Origin of the sequence: Agrobacterium sp. DSM 25558 (assembly GCF_900100825.1) — a bacterium.
Taxonomy (GTDB): Bacteria; Pseudomonadota; Alphaproteobacteria; order Rhizobiales; family Rhizobiaceae; genus Agrobacterium.
Map to the genome: position 1 here is coordinate 1 of NZ_FMUD01000025.1, position 21,355 is coordinate 21,355.

At 57.5% G+C, this 21,355-nt stretch carries 18 protein-coding genes; 14 read left to right on the top strand and 4 right to left on the bottom strand.

What is annotated here, in order from left to right:
* The 9 genes from DSM25558_RS19205 to DSM25558_RS19245 form a co-directional block, all read left to right on the top strand.
* Positions 1–284: IS5/IS1182 family transposase (locus DSM25558_RS19205; RefSeq protein ID WP_077106300.1), on the top strand; the 284-nt coding region annotated here is incomplete at its 5' end.
* Positions 285–558: 274 nt separating this feature from the next.
* Positions 559–1,338, top strand: coding sequence for a DeoR/GlpR family DNA-binding transcription regulator (locus DSM25558_RS19210; protein WP_077106301.1), 780 nt, complete (start codon positions 559–561; stop codon positions 1,336–1,338).
* Positions 1,339–1,440: 102 nt separating this feature from the next.
* Positions 1,441–2,949: a glycerol-3-phosphate dehydrogenase gene (gene glpD, locus DSM25558_RS19215; protein ID WP_077106302.1), complete on the top strand. Its 1,509-nt coding sequence runs from the start codon at positions 1,441–1,443 to the stop codon at positions 2,947–2,949.
* Between the two features lie 76 nt (positions 2,950–3,025).
* Positions 3,026–4,111 carry an ABC transporter ATP-binding protein gene (locus tag DSM25558_RS19220; protein ID WP_077106303.1) on the top strand — a complete coding sequence of 362 codons (1,086 nt, stop codon included), beginning with the start codon at positions 3,026–3,028 and terminating at the stop codon, positions 4,109–4,111.
* A gap of 12 nt (positions 4,112–4,123) precedes the next feature.
* Positions 4,124–5,194: an ABC transporter ATP-binding protein gene (locus DSM25558_RS19225; protein ID WP_077106304.1), complete on the top strand. Its 1,071-nt coding sequence runs from the start codon at positions 4,124–4,126 to the stop codon at positions 5,192–5,194.
* 3 nt (positions 5,195–5,197) lie between these two features.
* Positions 5,198–6,064 carry a carbohydrate ABC transporter permease gene (locus tag DSM25558_RS19230; RefSeq protein ID WP_077106305.1) on the top strand — a complete coding sequence of 289 codons (867 nt, stop codon included), beginning with the start codon at positions 5,198–5,200 and terminating at the stop codon, positions 6,062–6,064.
* A 14-nt stretch (positions 6,065–6,078) separates the two neighbouring features.
* Positions 6,079–6,897 (top strand): carbohydrate ABC transporter permease, encoded by an 819-nt coding sequence (locus tag DSM25558_RS19235; protein WP_062451178.1) that lies wholly within the window; start codon positions 6,079–6,081, stop codon positions 6,895–6,897.
* Positions 6,898–6,912: 15 nt separating this feature from the next.
* A complete protein-coding gene (locus DSM25558_RS19240; protein ID WP_077106306.1) occupies positions 6,913–7,194 on the top strand; it encodes a DUF2160 domain-containing protein in 282 nt (93 codons plus the stop codon).
* A 78-nt stretch (positions 7,195–7,272) separates the two neighbouring features.
* Complete coding sequence (locus DSM25558_RS19245) at positions 7,273–8,994, top strand: ABC transporter substrate-binding protein (RefSeq protein ID WP_077106307.1); 1,722 nt, start codon at positions 7,273–7,275, stop codon at positions 8,992–8,994.
* Between the two features lie 237 nt (positions 8,995–9,231).
* Here the strand turns inward: DSM25558_RS19245 and fba are convergent, their stop codons facing one another.
* Positions 9,232–10,296, bottom strand: coding sequence for a class II fructose-bisphosphate aldolase (gene fba, locus DSM25558_RS19250; RefSeq protein ID WP_077106308.1), 1,065 nt, complete (start codon positions 10,294–10,296; stop codon positions 9,232–9,234).
* Between the two features lie 349 nt (positions 10,297–10,645).
* Here fba and DSM25558_RS19255 point away from each other — a divergent pair, with 349 nt between their 5' ends.
* From DSM25558_RS19255 to DSM25558_RS19270, 4 genes are all read left to right on the top strand, one after another.
* Positions 10,646–11,647: an ABC transporter substrate-binding protein gene (locus tag DSM25558_RS19255; RefSeq protein WP_077106309.1), complete on the top strand. Its 1,002-nt coding sequence runs from the start codon at positions 10,646–10,648 to the stop codon at positions 11,645–11,647.
* A gap of 100 nt (positions 11,648–11,747) precedes the next feature.
* Complete coding sequence (locus DSM25558_RS19260; RefSeq protein WP_077106310.1) at positions 11,748–12,635, top strand: ABC transporter permease; 888 nt, start codon at positions 11,748–11,750, stop codon at positions 12,633–12,635.
* Positions 12,628–13,719 (top strand): quaternary amine ABC transporter ATP-binding protein, encoded by a 1,092-nt coding sequence (locus DSM25558_RS19265; RefSeq protein ID WP_077106311.1) that lies wholly within the window; start codon positions 12,628–12,630, stop codon positions 13,717–13,719. Before DSM25558_RS19260 ends, DSM25558_RS19265 begins: the two co-directional genes overlap by 8 nt.
* Before the next feature lie 88 nt (positions 13,720–13,807).
* Complete coding sequence (locus tag DSM25558_RS19270; RefSeq protein ID WP_077106312.1) at positions 13,808–14,830, top strand: LLM class flavin-dependent oxidoreductase; 1,023 nt, start codon at positions 13,808–13,810, stop codon at positions 14,828–14,830.
* Between the two features lie 43 nt (positions 14,831–14,873).
* Here the strand turns inward: DSM25558_RS19270 and DSM25558_RS19275 are convergent, their stop codons facing one another.
* Positions 14,874–16,691, bottom strand: coding sequence for an ABC transporter ATP-binding protein (locus tag DSM25558_RS19275; RefSeq protein WP_077106365.1), 1,818 nt, complete (start codon positions 16,689–16,691; stop codon positions 14,874–14,876).
* 515 nt (positions 16,692–17,206) lie between these two features.
* On the opposite strand from DSM25558_RS19275, the gene DSM25558_RS19280 reads away from it, so the two are divergent.
* Positions 17,207–17,866, top strand: coding sequence for a peroxiredoxin (locus DSM25558_RS19280; RefSeq protein ID WP_077106313.1), 660 nt, complete (start codon positions 17,207–17,209; stop codon positions 17,864–17,866).
* 1,764 nt (positions 17,867–19,630) lie between these two features.
* Here DSM25558_RS19280 and iolB read toward each other — a convergent pair.
* Both iolB and iolE read right to left on the bottom strand, forming a co-directional pair.
* Positions 19,631–20,440 (bottom strand): 5-deoxy-glucuronate isomerase, encoded by an 810-nt coding sequence (gene iolB / locus DSM25558_RS19285; RefSeq protein ID WP_077106314.1) that lies wholly within the window; start codon positions 20,438–20,440, stop codon positions 19,631–19,633.
* A gap of 15 nt (positions 20,441–20,455) precedes the next feature.
* Complete coding sequence (gene iolE, locus DSM25558_RS19290) at positions 20,456–21,355, bottom strand: myo-inosose-2 dehydratase (RefSeq protein ID WP_077106315.1); 900 nt, start codon at positions 21,353–21,355, stop codon at positions 20,456–20,458.

Here is a 21,355-nt window from a genome sequence, read left to right on the forward strand (position 1 = left end):
TGCCGAAGGCCAGGACGTTGCTGGCGGACAAGGGCTATGACGCCGACTGGTTTCGGTTTCGCGCTGCCTTAGCCGAGCGCAAGATCGACGCCTGCATCCCTTCAAGGTCCAACCGGAAAGTGCCCGTCCCGCACGATCCTGTTCTCTACAGGAAACGCCACAAAATCGAGAACATGTTCGGCAAGCTAAAGGACTGGAGGCGCATCCACACACGTTACGATCGCTGCGCACATACCTTCTTCTCAAGCATTTGCATCGCCGCCGCTGTTATCTTCTGGCTCTGATTTTATGAGTCCTGAGCCTAGCAGGATTGCGGCGCGCGTTGTTGTTTTTATAGACTGCATTTTTTTAATTTCCCCATAAAGTGTGAGAACCCGCAAACAAGGACAAAACGCGCCGAGGCGCAACCCCAATATTTATCAGGCGGACAAATTGGAGCCTTCACACGCGTGCCAATTGTGGAAAACCTTTCTCCAGACCAGCAGCCCCGGACACTTTCGCTTTTCAGAAAAATGAAATAAAACGAAAGTCCACAGATATTTCCGGGTAGAAGCCTCCATGTTTTTCTCATCGCGCCAGCTTGAAATCATCGAACTTGCGAAATCCGAGGGCAAGGTCAGTGTCGATGATCTGGCCTCCCGATTTTCAGTGACGGCGCAGACGATACGCAAGGATTTGAACGATCTGTGCGAGGCGCGCGCGCTGACACGAATCCATGGCGGCGCGATCTTTCCCAGCAGCACGGAAAACGTGAAATATGAAGCAAGACGCTCGATAGCTGCGACGGAAAAACAGGCGATAGGCCGCGCCGCAGCCGAGCTCATCCCCCATAAATCCTCGCTATTCATCAATATCGGCACGACGACGGAAGCTGTCGGCGAAGCGCTCGTGGACCATCAGGAACTGATGGTCATTACCAACAACATCAACGTTGCCAATAGGTTGCGGATATTTCCCGGTATTGAGGTCGTCATTGCAGGCGGCGTGGTGCGCGGCACGGACGGCGGGATCGTCGGGGAAGCGGCGGTGGACTTCATCCGCCAGTTCAAGGTGGACTATGCGGTGATCGGCGTGTCGGCCATCGACAAGGACGGCGCATTGCTGGATTACGATTTCCGCGAAGTGAAAGTGGCGCAGGCCATCATTGCCAACGCACGGCACGTCATTCTGGTGTCCGATTCCAGCAAATTCGACCGAACGGCACCGGTGAGGATAGGTCATCTCTCGCAGGTCCACACCTTTATAACCGACCACTGTCCGCTTGAATCCGTGAAAGTCATTTGCAAGGAAAATGACGTTCGGTTGATCGAAACCGAACGCTCACGGCCTGAGAACTGAAACGACGAACATTCGTTTGACATTCACTTTCTTTTCATTTTAACTCCCCTCAATTTCGAATTCCAAGAATAAGCGGCGGAATTTCGCATCAGGGAGAGTGACGTGACTGAGCAGGCGGTTCGCGATATTTTCGTGATCGGTGGGGGCATCAACGGATGCGGCATTGCGCGTGATGCTGCCGGTCGCGGCTATTCTGTCACCCTTGCCGAGATGAACGATTTCGCCTCCGGCACCTCTTCCGGCGCAACCAAGCTCATTCACGGCGGCCTTCGTTATCTTGAACATTACGAGTTCCGTTTGGTGCGCGAAGCCCTGATGGAACGCGAAGTGCTGTGGGCGATGGCCCCGCATATCATCTGGCCCATGCGTTTCGTTCTGCCTTTCCACAAGGGTGGTATTCGCCCTGCATGGCTCATCCGGCTCGGGCTTTTCCTTTATGACCACCTGGGTGGCCGCAAGCTTCTGCCCGCCACCAAATCCCTCGACATGCGCCGCGACCCCGCCGGCAAGCCACTAAAGCCGCTCTTCACCAAGGCCTTCGAATATTCGGATGGCTGGGTGGATGATGCCCGTCTGGTGGTGCTGAACGCCCGAGACGCTGCCGACCGTGGCGCAGATATCATGAGCCGCGCCAAGGTCACCTCCGTTCGCCGCGAGGGTGGCCTTTGGAACGTCGATGTGCAAGATACCGCAAGCGGCACCGTCAAAACCGTGAAGTCGCGTATGCTGGTTAACGCTTCTGGCCCGTGGGTGGACAATGTTCTGTCGAATGCGGCGGGCAAAAATCAGGTTCACAATGTGCGGCTGGTTCAGGGCAGCCACATCATCGTGAAGAAGAAGTTTAACGATCCACGCGCTTACTTCTTCCAGAACCCCGACAACCGCATCATTTTCGCCATTCCCTATGAGACCGATTTCACGCTGATCGGCACGACCGACCGCGACTATCAGGGTGATCCGGCGGATGTGAAGATCAGCGGCGAAGAGACGGATTACCTCTGCAACGCGGCCAGCGAATATTTCGCAGAACCGGTGACGAAAGACGATATCGTCTGGACCTATTCCGCCGTGCGTCCGCTGTTCGACGACGGCGCATCCAGCGCGCAGGAAGCCACCCGCGATTACGTTCTGAAGCTGGAAAACGCGTCCGGTGAAGCCCCGTTGCTGAATGTTTTCGGCGGCAAGCTGACGACCTATCGCCGTTTGGCTGAACATGCGCTGGAGAAGGTGGCGGAAGCCATTGGTGACAAGGGCAAGCCATGGACTGGCAAGAGCTCGCTTCCGGGTGGGGATTTCGCGGCCACCGGTTACGAGACGGAAGTTAAAAAGCTCAGCGCAAAATATAGCTTTCTATCCGAGCGTCAGGCGCGCAGACTGGTTCGTCTTTACGGAACGAAAGCAAATGCGATCCTTGGCGATGCGACCGGCATGAAGGCACTCGGCCAGCATTTCGGAGGCGATCTTTACGAGCGCGAAGTCGAGTGGCTGATCCGTCAGGAATGGGCCAGAACCAGCGACGACGTGTTGTGGCGCAGAACCAAGCAGGGCTTGCATTTTTCTAAGGAAGAGGCAGTCGCGCTCGACACTTACATGGCGTCTATCGCCGCGTGATTTTCTAACGCCCGCAGGGGCGTGATGGACTGACATTGAAGCAGATATCTTGCAGGTTGGGAGGCCTCGGGACAGCATGCTGGAATTACGCAACATTGCTAAGATGGTGGGTGGTGATTACCACATCTACCCAACCAATCTGACCCTCAAGCGGGGCACGTTGAACGTGCTGCTGGGGCCGACGCTGTCTGGAAAGACATCGCTGATGCGGCTGATGGCCGGTCTGGACAAGCCGACGGAGGGCCAACTGCTGTTCGATGGCACGGACGTAACGGGCAAGCGCGTGCAGGACCGCAGCGTTGCCATGGTGTACCAGCAATTCATCAATTACCCGGCGCTCACCGTCTACGAAAACATCGCCTCCCCGATGCGCATCGCCAAAAAGGACAAGGCAACCATCGACCGCGAAGTGCGGCGCGCTGCCGACATGCTGCGGCTCACGCCCTATCTCGACCGCACACCACTCAACCTCTCCGGCGGGCAGCAGCAGCGCACGGCGCTCGCCCGCGCCATCGTCAAAAATGCCAGCCTCGTGCTGCTGGATGAGCCCTTGGCCAACCTCGATTACAAGCTGCGCGAAGAATTGCGCGAAGAACTGCCAAAGATTTTTGCTCTGTCGGGTGCGATCTTCGTCTACGCAACGACCGAACCATCCGAAGCCCTGCTTCTCGGCGGCAACACGGCGACAATGCATCAGGGGCACATCGCCCAATATGGCAGCACCATTGATCTTTACCGCAATCCGGTCGATCTCGTTTCGGCAAAGACATTTGCCGATCCACCGCTGAACATCATCGCGGTGATGCGTTCGGGCGGATCGTTTCTGCTCAATGGCGAACCGGCGTTTCCGGTGCCATCGCATCTCTCTTACATTGCCGATGGCCCTGTCACATTGGCCTTTCATCCCCATCACCTCTACCCGACACCGGCAAATGGTGGAACGGCGATCAAGCTGAATGCAAAAACGCTGATCTCGGAAATTGCTGGCTCGGAAAGCTTTATCCATCTGGATTATGCGGGCAATCGCTGGGTCATGCTGACGCGCGGCATTCTGGATATCGAGCCGGACCGTCAGGTCGATATCTACCTGGATACCCTCCATCTGATGGCGTTCGATGCGAGTGGCCGCTCGCTTGCAACCCCGCAACAAGCAGCCGCGTGAGGAGAAGAGACCATGGCACGCATCAGTCTCGATCATATCCGCCACGCCTACAACGCCAAAGCCAGGGCGGCCAATGACTACGCCCTGAAGGAAGTGAATTACGAGTGGAGCGATGGCGGTGCCTACGCGCTGCTCGGCCCATCCGGTTGCGGCAAGACCACTTTGCTCAACATCATTTCCGGCCTTATCAATCCGTCCGATGGACGTATTCTGTTCGATGGCAAAGACGTTACCAATCTGCCAACGGAACAGCGCAACATCGCGCAGGTGTTCCAATTCCCGGTCATTTACGACACCATGACCGTCTACGACAATCTGGCCTTCCCGCTGCGCAATCGCGGCGTCTCAGAGACGGATGTTAATCGTCGCGTCAATGAAATTCTCGAGATGATCGATCTCTCATCCTGGGCCAAGCGCCGCGCGCATCGCTTGACGGCCGACCAGAAGCAGAAGATTTCGCTAGGCCGTGGCCTCGTCCGCGACGATGTCAACGCCATCCTGTTCGATGAGCCGTTGACGGTGATCGACCCGCACATGAAATGGGTGCTGCGCTCACAGTTGAAGCGCCTGCACAAACAGTTCGGATTTACCATGGTCTATGTCACGCACGACCAGACCGAGGCCATGACTTTCGCCGACAAAGTCGTCGTCATGTATGACGGGCAGATCGTGCAGATCGGCACACCTGCCGAATTGTTCGAACGACCAAGCCACACCTTCGTCGGTTACTTCATCGGCTCTCCGGGCATGAATTTCATGCCGGTGTCACTGGATGGCGCGCAGGCGAAAATAGGCGATCAGCATGTCTTGCTCGACGCAGCACCCAATGTTGAAAGCGAAGCGAAAACGGAACTGGGCATTCGCCCCGAATTCATCTCTCTCGGGCGCGAGGGCATGCCGGTTACGATCAGCAAGGTCGAGGATATCGGTCGCCAGAAAATCGTCCGCGCCAGCTTTGCCGGACATCCCTTGACTGTGGTGGTGCCTGAAGATGGCGACATTCCGTCTGAACCCCGAGTCACTTTCGATCCCAAGGCCATCGGCATCTACGCCGATAGCTGGCGCGTCGGCACGGGAGCCTGAGCCATGGAAAAAACGTTCAACAACAAGGCGTGGTTTCTGGTCATCCCGGTTCTGATCCTCGTCGCATTTTCCGCCGTCATTCCACTGATGACGGTCGTCAACTACTCGGTTCAGGATACGTTCGGAAATAACCAGTTCTTCTGGGCGGGAACCGACTGGTTCGTGCAGATGCTGCATTCCCCCCGCTTCTGGGACGCGTTGATGCGCAACCTTATTTTCTCCTTCGTCATTCTGGCGATTCAGATTCCGCTCGGCATTCTCATCGCGCTCAACATGCCGAAAACAGGCCTCGGCGTCCCGGTCTGCCTCGTGCTGATGGCCCTGCCGCTTCTCATTCCGTGGAACGTCGTCGGCACAATCTGGCAGGTCTTCGGGCGTGTCGATATCGGCTTCCTCGGCCATTACCTGTCCATGCTCGGCATCGACTACAACTATACGCAAGACCCAGTGGACGCCTGGGCCACCGTCATCATCATGGATGTCTGGCACTGGACGAGCCTCGTCGTGCTGCTGTGCTACGCCGGTCTGGTTTCCATCCCGGACGCCTATTATCAGGCAGCCCGCATCGATGGCGCATCGCGCTGGTCGGTCTTCCGCTATATCCAGTTACCGAAGATGAAGCGCGTGCTGCTCATCGCCGTTCTGCTGCGCTTCATGGACAGCTTCATGATCTACACCGAACCCTTCGTCGTCACCGGCGGTGGACCGGGTAACTCCACGACCTTCCTCTCCATCGATCTCGTGAAGATGGCGGTGGGACAGTTCGACTTGGGACCAGCCGCGGCGATGTCGATCATCTACTTCCTGATCATCCTCGCACTGTCCTGGATTTTCTACACCGTCATGACCAATAGCGACGAACAGGCTTGAGAAAGGAGAACATCATGAGCAATTCCAAATCCATCACCCGCTTCTCCTTCCTCATCCCGACGATTTATATCGTCTTCCTGCTGCTGCCGATCTATTGGCTCGTCAATATGAGCTTCAAGGAAAACGGCGAGATTCTCGGTGCCTTTTCGCTGTGGCCGCAAAACCCGACGCTGCGCAACTACACCATCATTTTCACCGATCCGGCCTGGTATAACGGCTACATCAACTCCATCATCTATGTGGTGATGAACACGGTGATCTCGGTTGCCGCCGCCCTGCCCGCCGCTTACGCGTTTTCGCGCTACCGCTTTCTGGGCGACAAGCACCTGTTCTTCTGGCTGCTGACGAACCGCATGGCACCGCCCGCCGTGTTCGCCCTGCCCTTCTTTCAGCTCTATTCCGCCTTTGGCCTGATCGACACGCATATCGCGGTCGCGATTGCCCACTGCCTGTTCAACGTTCCCCTGGCGGTGTGGATTCTCGAAGGCTTCATGTCCGGCGTACCCAAGGAAATCGATGAAACCGCCTATATCGACGGTTATTCCTTCCCGCGCTTTTTCGTGAAGATTTTCATGCCTCTGATCGCCAGCGGTATCGGCGTCGCGGCCTTCTTCTGCTTCATGTTCTCGTGGGTGGAATTACTGCTGGCCAGAACACTGACGACCACAGCCGCCAAGCCGATTGCCGCGACCATGACCCGCACCGTCTCGGCGTCCGGCATGGACTGGGGCGTGCTGGCCGCCGCCGGTGTGCTGACCATCATTCCCGGCGCGCTGGTCATCTATTTCGTCCGAAACTACATCGCCAAGGGCTTTGCCCTGGGTCGCGTCTAAGAAAGGAGAAGCAAAATGAATTTTTCCTGGATGGCATGGACGCTGCCCACGGCGCTGTTTTTTCTGACCATTTTACTACTGCTGATCGGCATGGCGATTTGGGAATATATCTCGCCCGGCGGCAATCCTCGCGTCGGCATCTTACGCTTCGAGACGACGCGCGGCGACCGCCTGTTCGTGTCGCTGCTCGGCTCCGCATTCATCCACCTCGGTTGGCTCGGCCTCGTCGGCCCCGGCCTTTGGTGGGCACTGGCTCTTTCGGTTGTCTATGCGATTGGCGTGTTCCGCTTCGTTTAGGCATTCGACTGAAATACCGGGAGGGAGGACCGCCCGGAGATACATCTGCAAGCAATCGTAAACACTGGGAGGATGATTATGCGAGTGCATCTTTTAACAACGACAGCGGCGGCGCTGCTGGCAATATCAGGCGTGGCAAACGCCGGAATGAACGAGGCCAAGACATTTCTGGACAAGGAAATTGGTGATCTCTCAAGCCTTTCCCGTGCCGATCAGGAAAAGGAAATGCAATGGTTCATCGATGCCGCAAAGCCTTTTGCCGGCATGGATATCAAGGTCGTTTCGGAAACCCTGACGACGCATGAATACGAGTCCAAGGTGCTGGCCAAAGCCTTCACCGAAATCACCGGCATCAAGCTGACGCACGACCTGATCGGCGAAGGCGACGTGGTCGAAAAGCTGCAAACGCAGATGCAATCAGGCGAAAACATCTACGACGCCTTCGTCAACGATAGCGACCTGATCGGCACCCATTGGCGCTACCAGCAGGCCCGCAACCTGACGGACTGGATGGCTAACGAAGGCAAGGATGTCACCAATCCCGGTCTCGACCTGAAGGATTTCATCGGCACGAAATTCACGACAGCACCTGACGGTAAGCTCTACCAGTTGCCCGACCAGCAGTTCGCCAACCTCTACTGGTTCCGGTATGACTGGTTCAACGACGAAAAGAACAAGGCAGATTTCAAGGCCAAGTATGGCTACGATCTCGGCGTTCCCGTCAACTGGTCAGCCTATGAAGACATCGCCGCCTTCTTCACCGGCCGCGAAATCAACGGCAAAAAAGTCTATGGCCATATGGATTATGGCAAGAAGGACCCGTCGCTCGGATGGCGCTTTACCGATGCGTGGCTTTCCATGGCCGGCAACGGCGACAAGGGCCTGCCAAACGGCCTGCCGGTCGATGAATGGGGCATCAAGGTCAACGAGAAATCGCAGCCGGTCGGCTCTTGCGTCGCGCGCGGCGGTGACACCAACGGTCCTGCCTCCGTCTATGCCATCCAGAAGTACCTCGACTGGTTGAAGGCTTACGCGCCTCCAGCAGCGGCGGGCATGAACTTCTCCGAATCCGGTCCCGTTCCGGCGCAGGGCGAAGTCGCGCAGCAGATTTTCTGGTACACGGCGTTTACAGCTGATGCGGTCAAGAAGGGACTGCCTGTCGTGAACGAGGATGGCACGCCGAAATGGCGCATGGCCCCCTCCCCGCATGGCGTTTACTGGAAAGATGGCATGAAGCTCGGCTATCAGGACGTGGGTTCCTGGACGCTGATGAAATCCACCCCTGACGACCGCGCCAAGGCCGCCTGGCTCTACGCACAGTTCGTGACCTCGAAGACCGTGGATGTGAAAAAGAGCCATGTCGGCCTGACCCTCATCCGCGACTCCTCGATCAACCACGAAAGCTTCACCAAGCGCGCCAAGGATCTCGGCGGCCTGATCGAGTTCTACCGTTCGCCAGCCCGCGTTCAGTGGTCTCCAACCGGCACCAACGTTCCTGATTATCCAAAGCTGGCCCAACTCTGGTGGCAGGCCGTGGGCGATGCATCGTCCGGCGCGAAGACCGCGCAGGAAGCCATGGACTCGCTCTGCGCCGAACAGGAAAAGGTCATGCAGCGTCTGGAACGCGCTGGCGTTCAGGGCGAAATCGGACCGAAGCTGGCTGAAGAGCACGATCTTGAATACTGGAACAAGGACGCCGTTTCCAAAGGCCACCTTGCACCACAGTTGAAGATCGCGGATGAAAAAGAAAAGCCAATGACCGTCAATTATGATGAGTTGGTTAAGAGCTGGCAGAAGTAAGTCTGACCTTCACCTTCGTCATCCTCGGGCTCGTCCCGAGGATCTACCAACGTACAAGCAGGCTGTGACGCGAGCTTGTGCCCGAAACGAAGAAGCCGGAGGTGAATTCACCACTTCCGGCTTTTTTATAATCTGCATCTAGAGCCAACTACCGTTGTGAAAGACGAGACGTAGCAGATCCTCGGGTCGAGCCCGAGGATGACGGAGGAGAGGGGATTGCCCCTTCTCTAAAGAACCTTACGAAATCACCGGGTCCAGCGACCCCGAAGCATAACGCTTCGCCATCTCCCGCAGTGGGATCGGCGTGATCTTCGATGCCTGCCCAGCTGTCCAGAACAACTCAAACCGCTCCTTGCAGAGCTTCGTCATCGCATCCCGCGCAGGCTTCAAATACTTGCGCAAATCGAACTCAGCCGGGTCTTCCGCAAGAACCTTGCGGATTTGTCCGGTGATGGCCATGCGGCAGTCCGTATCGATGTTGATCTTGCGCACACCGTTCTTGATACCGCGCTGAATTTCCTCGATCGGCACGCCCCAGGTCGGCTTGATGGCACCGCCGTAAGCGTTGATGATATCCTGCAAATCCTGCGGCACGGTGGAAGAACCGTGCATCACAAGATGCGTGTTCGGCAGCTTGTTATGGATTTCCTCGATGACATTCATGGCCAGCACCGAGCCATCCGGCCTGCGGGTGAACTTGTAGGCACCGTGGCTCGTGCCCATGGCAACGGCCAGTGCATCCACCTTGGTTTCGCGCACGAATTTCACCGCTTCGTCAGGGTCTGTCAGCAGCTGGTCATGCGACAGAACACCCTCGGCACCGTGGCCGTCTTCCGCCTCGCCCATGCCGGATTCCAGAGAACCGAGAACACCCAACTCGCCCTCGACGGAAATGCCGCCATAATGGGCCATGTCGGTGACTTGTTTGGTAACGCCTACATTGTAGTCCCAGTCGCCCGGTGTTTTGCCATCGGCCTTGAGAGAACCATCCATCATGACCGATGTAAAACCGGCCTGAATGGCCGTCATGCAGCTGGCGGCCTCGTTGCCGTGGTCTAGGTGCACGCAAACGGGAATATGCGGATAAATTTCGACAACTGCATCCATCATGTGCTTGAGCATGATGTCGTTTGCATAGGCGCGCGCGCCGCGCGAAGCCTGCATGATGACAGGCGAATTGGTCGCATCCGCTGCGTCCATAATGGCCAGCGCCTGCTCCATATTGTTGATGTTGAAGGCAGGTACGCCATAGCCGTGTTCTGCCGCGTGATCGAGCAATTGACGGAGCGTTATTCGAGCCAAGGTATTTCCCCCTAAACGAGTTGTTTTGAGAATGGCATCCCTCAACACCATCCTGTCCTTTGCCGGACAGTTGCTACTATTGCCTTGCGGATACCAACTATCCAGCTTTTTTTGACATCCATCAGCAAAGAGTGAGCGATCCACACACCGCAAGCCGACATGGCGGAAAAGTTACCTGAAGATTAAAATGCCGTGACCTGTCGTGGTTTGGCGGATGGCCGTCGCAATTTGCGTAGGTTGCGGGCGTGCTTCACGCCATCATCCGTTCAACTTTGCAAAGACAAAGACAGGGGCAGACCCAAGCGGCAGGTTCGTCTCTTTATAAGCGTCGCCAATAAAGGGAACAGATATGAAGAAACTGCTTGCATCCACCTGTCTGGTGTTCGGTTTGCTGGGTGGCGCATCCGCGTCGAACGCCGCAGACTGTGGTAGCCCCACCATCGCCAGCATGAATTGGCAAAGCGCCGAAGTGCTCTCCGCCATCGACAAGATCATTCTCAACGAAGGTTACGGTTGCAGCGCCGATATCACCATCGGCGATACCGTGCCGACAATCACCTCCATGGTTGAAAAAGGCCAGCCGGATATCGCCCCGGAAGCCTGGGCCGATACCCTGCCGGAGGTGGTCAAACGCGGCGTGGATGAAGGCAAACTCGTCGTTGCTGCAACGGCGCTGCCGGATGGCGGTATTCAAGGCTGGTGGATTCCGAAATACGTGGCCGACGCCCACCCCGATATCAAGACCATCGGCGACCTGCTGAAAAATCCGAAGCTTTTCCCCGATGCTGAAAACCCTGAAAAGGGTGCCATCGTCAATGGCCCGCAGGGTTGGGGCGGCACCGTCGTCACGGCCCAGCTTTACAAGGCATTCGGCGCGGAAAAAGCGGGTTTCACCCTCGTGGATAGCGGCTCTTCCGCTGGTCTCGACGGCTCCATTGCCAAGGCTTACGAGCGCAAGCAGCCATGGGTCGGCTATTACTGGTCGCCCACCGCCCTTCTCGGCAAATACGAAATGGTGAAGCTTGAGCCCGGCGTCGCCGCCGACGCAGCCGAATGGAAACGCTGCAACACGGTTGCCGATTGCCCGGACCCGAAGCCGAACGCATGGCCGGTCGACAAGGTCGTCACGCTGGTTGCCAAGCCTTTCTCGGAAAAGGCTGGTCCTGAAATTATGGATTACCTCAACAAACGTTCGTGGAGCAACGCGACCGTCAACAAGCTGATGGCCTGGATGACGGACAATCAGGCGACCGGCGAAGACAGCGCAAAGCATTTCCTCAAAGAAAACCCGGACATCTGGACGAAGTGGGTTTCTGCCGACGCTGCGGAAAAGATCAAGGCTTCGCTCTGAAGACCTTCCCTGCTGCCTGACCCACCGTCCGGCGGCCACGCAAATCGACATGCGATTGGTAAAAACCGATCGCATGTCGCCGTGATCATAGGGGAATTGTATGGACTGGTTTTACAAGTTTCCGCACATGAACGACGATATGCTTCGTAATCTGAAAAAGATCATCGATGACGGTTTTCGTGAGTTCACGCGCGCCTGGGGCGGCAGCATCGAAGGCTTCTTTTCGCCGCTTCAGCAGTTTTTGATCTGGGCCGAGCGTTTCATGACGCAAACGCCGTGGCCGATCATCATTCTTATCATTCTGGCGATTGCCTGGGCTGGCAGTCGCAGCCTCAAGATCGTGCTGGGCTGTCTTTTCACGCTGCTGGCTATCGGCTATTTCGATATGTGGACGGATACGATGCGGACGATCTCTATGATCTTCGTCTGCACGGTTTTGTCCATCACCATTGGCCTCCCCATCGGCATTCTCATGTCGCATTCCAATCGCTTCCAGCGCGTGGTCAATCCGATCCTCGATGTCATGCAGACCATGCCGAGTTTCGTCTACCTCATTCCCGTGGTCATGCTGCTGGGCATCGGCAGGGTGCCGGGGCTGATCGCGGTGGTGATCTACGCCATTCCGCCGATGATCCGCCTGACCAATCTCGGCATTCGGCTGGTGGACCGGGATGTGCTTGAAGCGGCAGACGCGTTCGGCTCATCCGGCTGGCAAAAACTTTTCAAGGTGCAATTGCCGCTGGCGCTTCCCACCATCATGGCCGGTATCAACCAGACCATCATGATGGCACTCGCCATGGTCGTCATTGCCTCCATGATCGGTGTGCAGGGGCTGGGACAACCGGTTCTGAAAGCCATCGCCAACCAGTATTTCACGCTGGGCATCTTCAATGGCCTCGCCATCGTCGGCATTGCCATCATCTTTGATCGCATTAGCCAAGCCTATGGCAAAAGGCTCCAGAAACATCAGGAGATTGCCCATGGCTGACACTGCATTTGGTGGCATCAAGATCAGCAATCTCTACAAGATTTTCGGGGTGAAACCGGAAGCCCATATCGACGCTGTCAAACGGGGGCTGACAAAGACGGAGCTAAACGAGAAACACGGTCATGTTCTTGGGCTCCGGGATATCAACATCGACATACCCTCCGGCTGCATTCAGGTCATCATGGGACTGTCCGGCTCCGGCAAATCCACGCTGATCCGCCATATCAATCGGCTGATAGACCCGACAGCCGGTGAAGTGCTGGTCGATGGCGTCGACGTGGTGAAGATGAATTCCACCGAGCTTCGCACCTTTCGCCGCCACCAGACCGCCATGGTCTTTCAGAAATTCGCGCTTCTGCCGCATCGTAACATTTTGGACAACACGCTTTACGGACTTGAAGTGCAGGGCATGGCACGCGCAAAAAGCGTCGATATTGCCATGCGCTGGCTGGAACGGGTTGGCTTGAAAGGCTATGAAACGCGCTTTCCCAACCAACTCTCTGGCGGCATGCAGCAACGCGTCGGGCTGGCGCGGGCGCTGTCCAACGATGCGCCTGTGCTGTTGATGGATGAGGCCTACTCGGCGCTCGACCCGTTGATCCGCACCGACATGCAGACCGTGCTTCTCGATATTCAAAAGGAAATCAAGAAAACCATTGTCTTCATCACCCATGATCTGGATGAGGCACTGCGCCTGGGCGACCAGATCGCCATTCTGCGCGATGGCGAGGTCATTCAGCAGGGCACCAGTCAGGATATCGTCTTGCGGCCTGCGGATGATTACATCGCAACCTTCGTCAAAGAAGTGAACCGCGGTCGCGTCATCAATGTCGAAGCGATCATGTCTCCGGTCAGACCCGGGCCGCCGCTGACTGGTCCGCAGGTGGTGGTGGGAACCAGTGTCGAGGAGGCCATGCGCCTGTTGTCTGTCAGCGGTCAGGACGATGCCGCGGTCGCCAGCCCATCCGGGGAGGTCGTGGGCATGGTCAGTTTCAGACAGCTCGCCAGTGCCATCGTCAATGCGCAGGTGCCGGAGGGGCAGCACATTCATGCCACCGGAGGCGTCGTTCGCGCCAAGGCCTGAACAGACTGTTCACAATCGGGCCGGTACATTCTCTGAATTGCGCACTATATGTTCGGCAACGAAACATACGCAATTCAGGTGAAATATCATGAAAAAGATCGGTTTTCTGTCTTTCGGTCACTGGAGCCCCGGCGCGCATTCGCAGGCCCGTACCGCGAAAGACGTGTTGCAGCAATCCATCGAACTTGCCGTTGCCGCCGAAGAAATCGGTGTCGATGGTGCCTATTTCCGTGTCCACCACTTTGCCCGCCAACTCGCCTCGCCCTTTCCGCTGTTGGCCGCCGTCGGTGCCAGAACGAAGACGATCGAGATCGGCACCGGCGTCATCGACATGCGCTACGAAAATCCGCTCTACATGGCGGAAGATGCCGGTTCCGCCGACCTTATTTCCAACGGACGCCTACAACTGGGCCTCAGCCGTGGCTCGCCGGAACAGGTGATCGATGGCTGGCGGTATTTCGGTTACCAGCCGAAAGAGGGTTCAAGCGACGCCGATATGGGCCGCAACAGCACGGAAGTCTTTCTGGCAGTGCTGAAGGGTGAAGGCTTTGCTGAGCCGAACCCGCATCCGATGTTCCCTAACCCGCCCGGCAAGCTTCGCCTTGAACCGCATTCGGAAGGTCTGCGCGACCGCATCTGGTGGGGCGCTGGCTCCAATGCAACTGCCATCTGGGCTGGCAAGCTGGGCATGAACCTGCAAAGCTCGACCTTGAAGGACGACGAAACCGGCGAGCCGTTTCATGTGCAGCAGGCAGCGCAAATTCGCGCCTATCGCCAGGCATGGAAGGAAGCTGGCCACAGCCGCCAGCCCCGCGTTTCCGTTAGCCGCAGCATCTTTGCGCTGACAGATGACCGCGACCGCGCCTATTTTGGCAGCGGAGCCAAGGAAAGCGACAGCATCGGTCATCTGGATGCCAACACCCGCGCTATCTTTGGGCGCTCTTATGCGGCAGAGCCGGACGTTCTGATCAAGGAACTGGCACAGGATGAGGCCATTGCCGAAGCCGATACGCTGTTGTTGACGATCCCGAACCAGTTGGGTGTCAACTACAATGTCCACGTCCTTGATTCCATTTTGAAATATGTCGCACCGGAACTCGGCTGGCGATAATAAAAAGGTCCACGGCATCGTGCGATGCCGTGGACTTGAGACCTTATTCGGCAACGTCCATCACGAGGCCTTTCGTCAGCTCCAGCGCCTGCTGCTCGAACAGGCCGCGATAGATGCCGCCCTTCTTCTGGATGAGGCTGACATGCGTGCCCTCTTCCGCAATCGTGCCGTGGCTGAACACTAGGAGACGGTCGAGCGAGCGGACGGTTGAGAGACGGTGTGCCACGACCAGCGTCGTGCGCCCCTGCATCAACCGTTCCATCGCATGCTGGATCAGCATTTCCGATTCCGAATCCAGGCTGGACGTCGCTTCATCGAGAATGAGCACGGGCGCATCTGCCAGAAACGCCCGGGCAATGGCGATACGCTGACGCTCTCCACCCGAAAGTTTCACGCCACGTTCACCCACCAGCGTGCCATAACCCTTCGGCAGGGCGGTGATGAAGCCGTGCGCGCTGGCAAGCTTCGCCGCATTCTCGATTTCGCTCTGCGTGGCGTTTGGCCTTGCATAGGCAATGTTTTCCGCCAGCGACCGGTGAAACAGGATCGGTTCCTGCTGCACGATGGCAATCTGCTGGCGCAGCGACGCCTGCGACACCTGCGAAATATCCTGCCCATCAATGCGGATAGAGCCGTGGCTGACATCATGCAGCCGCTGGATCAACTTGATGAAGGTCGTCTTGCCCGAACCGGAATGGCCGACAAGTCCCACCCGCTCACCCGGTTTGATGGTGACGGAAAAATCCTTGTAAAGCGGCGCGAGATGTTTGCCGTAATGGAAGCTCACCCGGTCGAACTCGATTTTTCCTTCATTGATGACAAGCGTCTTTGCGTTTGGCACATCGTCAATGCCAAGCGGCTGCGAATGGATGGAGACGAGCTCCTCCATATCGTTCACCGACCGCTGCAGGTTGCGGATATGCATGCCGATTTCGCGCAGGTAGCCTTGCAGGATGAAAAACGCCGTTAGAACGAAGGTGATATCACCCGCGTTGGCTTTGCCGCTGGCCCAGAGCAACAGCGCAAGGCCGACCACGCCTGCCCGCATGATGCTGAGCAGGCCAGCCTGCAACGTGCCGTTGATGGTGCCGCGCGTCCAAGTCCGCCGTGTCCGGTCCTGCCACTTGCCCATGACGCGCGTCAGCCGGCTGTCTTCCCGCTCTTCCGCGCCGAAGGCTTTCACCACGGCATTGCAGGTCACGGCATCGGCCAGGGAGCCGCCGAGCTTGGTATCCCAGGCGTTGGCAAGACTTGCCATGGGCGCGACATAGCCAAGCGCCATGCACACCGTGATGGCGACGAAAAGCAAGGAGCCCAGCCCGACAAGTAGGCCCATCATCGGCCAGTACCACGTCATCAGAACAGTCGATCCGATGAGCATAATGACCGACGGAAACAGCGCGACGAACACCGTGTCGTTCAACAGATCCAGCGCCCACATGCCGCGCGTGACCTTGCGAACCGTCGAGCCGGCAAAGCTGTTGGCATGCCAATCCGAAGAGAAACGCTGGATGCGGTGAAACGAATCCGCAGCGATATCCGTCATGGACCGCAGCGTGAAACTGATGATCGTCATGAAGGTGGCGTGCCGCAAAATGACGGCCAACACGGCAAGACCCATGAGCCAACAGAATGCAGTGAGCGCATTGTTCCAGACGATGGGATCGCTGGCCGTGCCGGAGACCACGGCATCCACGAGATGACCGGCAAACATTGGCGTCAACACATCGGCGAGCGTGGAAAACAGCACGGCGCACAGCATGAAAGCCACACGACCGGGTTGTTGCCGCCAATGCGCCCAACAGAAACGAAAAACGCTGCGAAACGCCTGACTTCGGCGCATTTTCAAACCAAAAGACATGAACAGCATCCGGCTGGCAGCCGGTCCCATAAAAGAAGGAAAAACGGAATCCGCGCTGGATTGATGCGCGAAATAATTTGGGGAAAAACAAGAAAGAGCTAGCTCAGCCAGCTATTGTGTTGCGATCTCTTGATGAGAAGAGAGGCTGGGCCTCAGCCGTGATTGGCTGATGCCACCGGGGAGTTAGAAAAATATGCCATCAAATACCTCCCTCGTTAACGTTGATGGGGACATCGTATGCATCTTAAATCAAAAGACCAGCCCATTTTTTATTCAGATGCAACTAAACCTCTGGCTGCGGCAGAGTTGCCACAGGTAGCGCCGACGGTGGCGGTATGGGCCGGCACGCCCCTCCCCATTTCCGCGTAAAAAACTGGCATTGCAAAGTCATTGTCCCCATATGCCAAAAGAAGAATTTTTCTCCTCTCCATCGCGCCTTTTGTGGATGATTATTTGGCGACTTTGCACGCGCGACAAGAGAAAATCAGATTCTAACCTTATGCTTGGAGCATGCCATGACGTTGCGTATCAACCAGACCGCCCCGGATTTTACCGCCGATACAACCCAGGGGTCGATCAGCTTTCATGAGTGGATCGGCGATAGCTGGGCTGTCCTGTTTTCTCACCCCAAGAACTTCACGCCGGTCTGCACCACGGAACTGGGCGCGATGGCGGGCCTCGATGGCGAGTTCAAGAAGCGCAATGTGAAGGTCATCGGCATTTCGGTCGATCCGGTGGAAAGCCACTCCAAGTGGAAGCAGGACATCCAGACCGCAACCGGCTTCGAGGTTGCCTATCCGCTGATCGGCGACAAGGACCTCAAGGTCGCAAAGCTCTACGACATGCTGCCGGATGATGCGGGCGAAAGCTCCGAAGGCCGTACGCCTGCCGATAACGCGACCGTTCGCTCCGTCTACGTCATCGGCCCCGACAAGAAGATCAAGCTGATCCTCACCTACCCGATGACCACAGGCCGCAACTTCGATGAAATCCTGCGCACAATCGACTCGATCCAGCTGACCGCCAAACACCAGGTGGCGACACCGGCGAACTGGAAGCAGGGCGAGGACGTGATTATTACGGCTGCGGTTTCGAATGAGGATGCGATTACGCGGTTTGGTTCGTTTGATACGGTGTTGCCGTATTTGCGCAAGACGAAGCAGCCGCAGGGTTGATGTCTCGGGGCGCACTCTGTTCTGCTTTGGTGGGCGACGTCTGACGCACGTTCGCCAAGCGGCAGTGTTGCGCCCTATTCTCCACTCGGGGTGATCTAGTGGGTTCACCACACCCTCCGTCCTCATGCTGAGGTGGCGCGCAGCGCCCTCGAAGCATCCTGCCGCGTACTCCTTGGCCCGCAACCTTCGTCCTTCGAGGCTGCGGCTTCGCCTCCGCACCTCTCCTTCGACGGGCTCAGGATGATGGATGAGGGTTGCTGTGGTGTGCGCTATTCTCCACACCACTTGATGTAGTCGGCTAACCACACCCTCCGTCCTCATGCATCATCCTGAGCCTGTCGAAGGAGAGGTGGCGCGCAACGCCCTCGAAGCATCCTGCCGCGTACTCCTTGGCCCGCAACCCCCGTCCTTCTAGGCTGCGGCTTCGCCTCCGCGCCTCAGGATGAGGGTTGCTACCGTTGCGCCCTATTCTTCATTCCACTTGATGCCGTCAGCTCACCACACCCACCCCTCATGCTGAGGTGCTTTGACCGAAGGGCAAAGCCTCGAAGCATCTGCCGCGCACTCTGCCCCCAAGTCCGCAACCCTCGTCCTTCGAGGCCCCTGCGGGGCACCTCAGGATGAGGGTTGCTGCCGTTGCATCCGGCATCTACCGTTGCCTGAGGCAAAACAATTGCCCTCAGCCACACCTGCCCTCACTGATCCCCTCACTATCAAAAATCCCGGCCACCGCTTAGGCAAGCTTCGCCGTTCACGCGGCAGCATCTGCCCGTGTCATGCTTCATTCTCAGGTCCCATAACCATTCGCAGCCATGGATAGTCGGACGGGGCGCTGCAAGCTGCCTCGTTGGGTAGTACAATAATGGCACCTCACAGCGCCCCGTTCAGCTCTTTTGGCCAAACAGCAATCCACTTGCCACGGCTGGCAGAGCCCGGACGGCGAAGGGGGAAACCTTGCCGGAGAACCGGTCGGACATAGTCAAGGTCCGACCCTTCCCATCCGGGTGGCGATGGCCTGTTGCCAGATCATCGCCCCGCCAGTTCAGCCACATCTGCCTTCGATTTGCTCCCGCGCCGATAATCTAGGGGCGGAAGGATCGATCCGTTTTTCGCAAGCTCTGCACCCGCCAGCCCCGGCCAAGTGCGCCCCTTGCGATCCGTCCGCACCATCTCTGGTGCGGGGCAGATGCAGCGTGTTCCTGTGTACCGCCTGACTTTCGCTTCAATCCCCATAGTCGCATTCGACCAGAGGACGATGAGCTGTCGGTACACCCGGCGACTAGGTCGGGCATCGGGAGAATGACACCGGGCGGTCCGAAACCGGTGTCACGCTCCTCCCGTTGCCGCCGGGGAGATTGCTGCTCGACCCCGGGAGCGAAAGGTTTGCGTCACCCTTTCAACCCCAGCGCCGGTCCCGCCTCGCCGCAACGCCTTGCGGTGTATCCGAGGGCGGAACGGGGAGATTGTGCGGGTGATTCGCGCGCCGTGGAGAAAAGTGCGGGAGGTTTTTTGAGGATTTTGCGGGTTTTTGGGTAAGGTATTGATTTGGTTGGGGAGTATTTTTAGTGGAGAGGTTGGAGGGTGCCGCTCACCCCCCTCTGCCCTGCCGGGCATCTCCCCCTCAGGTGGGGAGATTGGCTGGGCGCGCCGCCGTCACTTTATTCTCGACCGCTAAGAATGCCAAAAGGTCGCCACGAGCCGATCTCCCCCCTTGAGGGGGAGATGCCTGGCAAGGCAGAGGGGGGTAAGCCCCACCCAGCAACTTCACCCATTATCCCGCTTGAATATCCAATCATGATCCGGGTGGTTCTGGAAGCGCCATTTGCGCATCGGCCCCGCCATCACGTTGAGATAATACATCTCATATCCGTATGGCGCACCGCAGGGATGGTGCCCCTTGGGTACCAGCACGACATCGCCATCGGAAACCGCCATGGTTTCATCCAGCGATCCATCTTCCGTAAAGACACGCTGGAAGCCGAAGCCCTGGGCGGGGTTAAGGCGGTGGTAGTAGGTTTCTTCCAGATAGGTCATGTCGGGGAAATTGTCCTCGTCATGCCGGTGGGGCGGGTAGGATGACCAGTGGCCGGATGGGGTGAAGACTTCCGTGACGAGCAGACTATCGGCCACATCGCGGTCTTCCATGGCAATCGGGAAAATGTAGCGGGTGTTGGCACCCTTGCCGCGTTCGCTGAGCGAAATGCCGGTGGGACCGATGATCTGCGCCTCCCTGCCCGGCTTGGCGGGTGCTGTGCAGACGCCGATGGTGCAATCGCTCGTGGCTTTGACCGACCACGAGGAACCGGCGGGAATATAGACGCAATGCGGCGGTTTGCGCTCGAACACGTTCATGCGGTCGCCGAGTTCGCCGAAGTTCTTGTCTTCGGATGACACTTCCGCTTTGCCTTCGACCAGCACAAGAATGACTTCCGTGTCGCCGGTTTCCTCGGCAGCGGTCTCACCCGGTTTCAGTCGATAGAGACCAAAGCCGACATAGCCCCATTCAGCACTTTGTGGTGTGATGTCGTGGACCTTGCCGGTTTTTCCGGTTGGCTTGCGAAGCAGATTGGCCATCGTCGTCTCCTTTGATCAGGCTTTATCCAGCCCGGCTTGCCTGGCGAAGTCCCGCAGGGATTTCAGACCGAGGCTTTGATATTCGAAGGGATTGCGCACATCCGGGTCCTGCTCGGCCTCGATCACCAGCCAGCCGCTGTAGCCATGTTCGGCGGCAATTTTCAGTACGGGTGGGAAATCGACGCCGCCATCCGTATCACCGGGAACAGTGAAGACGCCGCGACGTACGCCTTCCAAGAACGAAAGCTTTTCGCTGCGCACTTGCGCTGCAATGTCAGGTCGGACGTTTTTCGCGTGGATGTGGCCGACGCGCGCTATGTGCTTGCGAGCGAGACGTGCGGGATCACCGCCGCCAAATAGCGTGTGGCCAGTGTCCAGCAGCAGCTTGGTATGCGGCCCAGTGTTTTCCATCAGACGGTCGATTTCGTCTTCGCTTTCGATGATGGTGCCCATGTGGTGGTGGTAGACGAGTGCGATGCCCTGCTCGGCAGCAAATGCCGCCAGTGCTTCCACGCCTGCGCCAAAGTTTTTCCAGTCGACATCGGCAAGCTTTGGACGGTCGTTGACCGGCTTTCCGTCATCGCCGTGGATGGCGTTGGAGGTTTCGCAGACGATAATGACCTTGGAGCCCATGGCTTTCAGAAGATCGAGCGCGGGCTGCATGGCCGCTTTTTCGTCTTCGATGGAGTTTGTCAGCAGATTCAGCGAATGCCAGCCGGACACGAAGCGCAGATTGCGCGGCTCCAGCACCGCTTTCAGCGCATCCGGTTCCTGCGGAAACTTGTGACCCTTTTCGATGCCGTCGAAACCGATTTTCGAGGTCTCATCCAGGCATTGTTCGAGGCTGATATGGGCGCCCAGCGTGCGGTCGTCGTCATTGCTCCAGGCAATGGGGTTGGTGCCGTAAAGGATCAT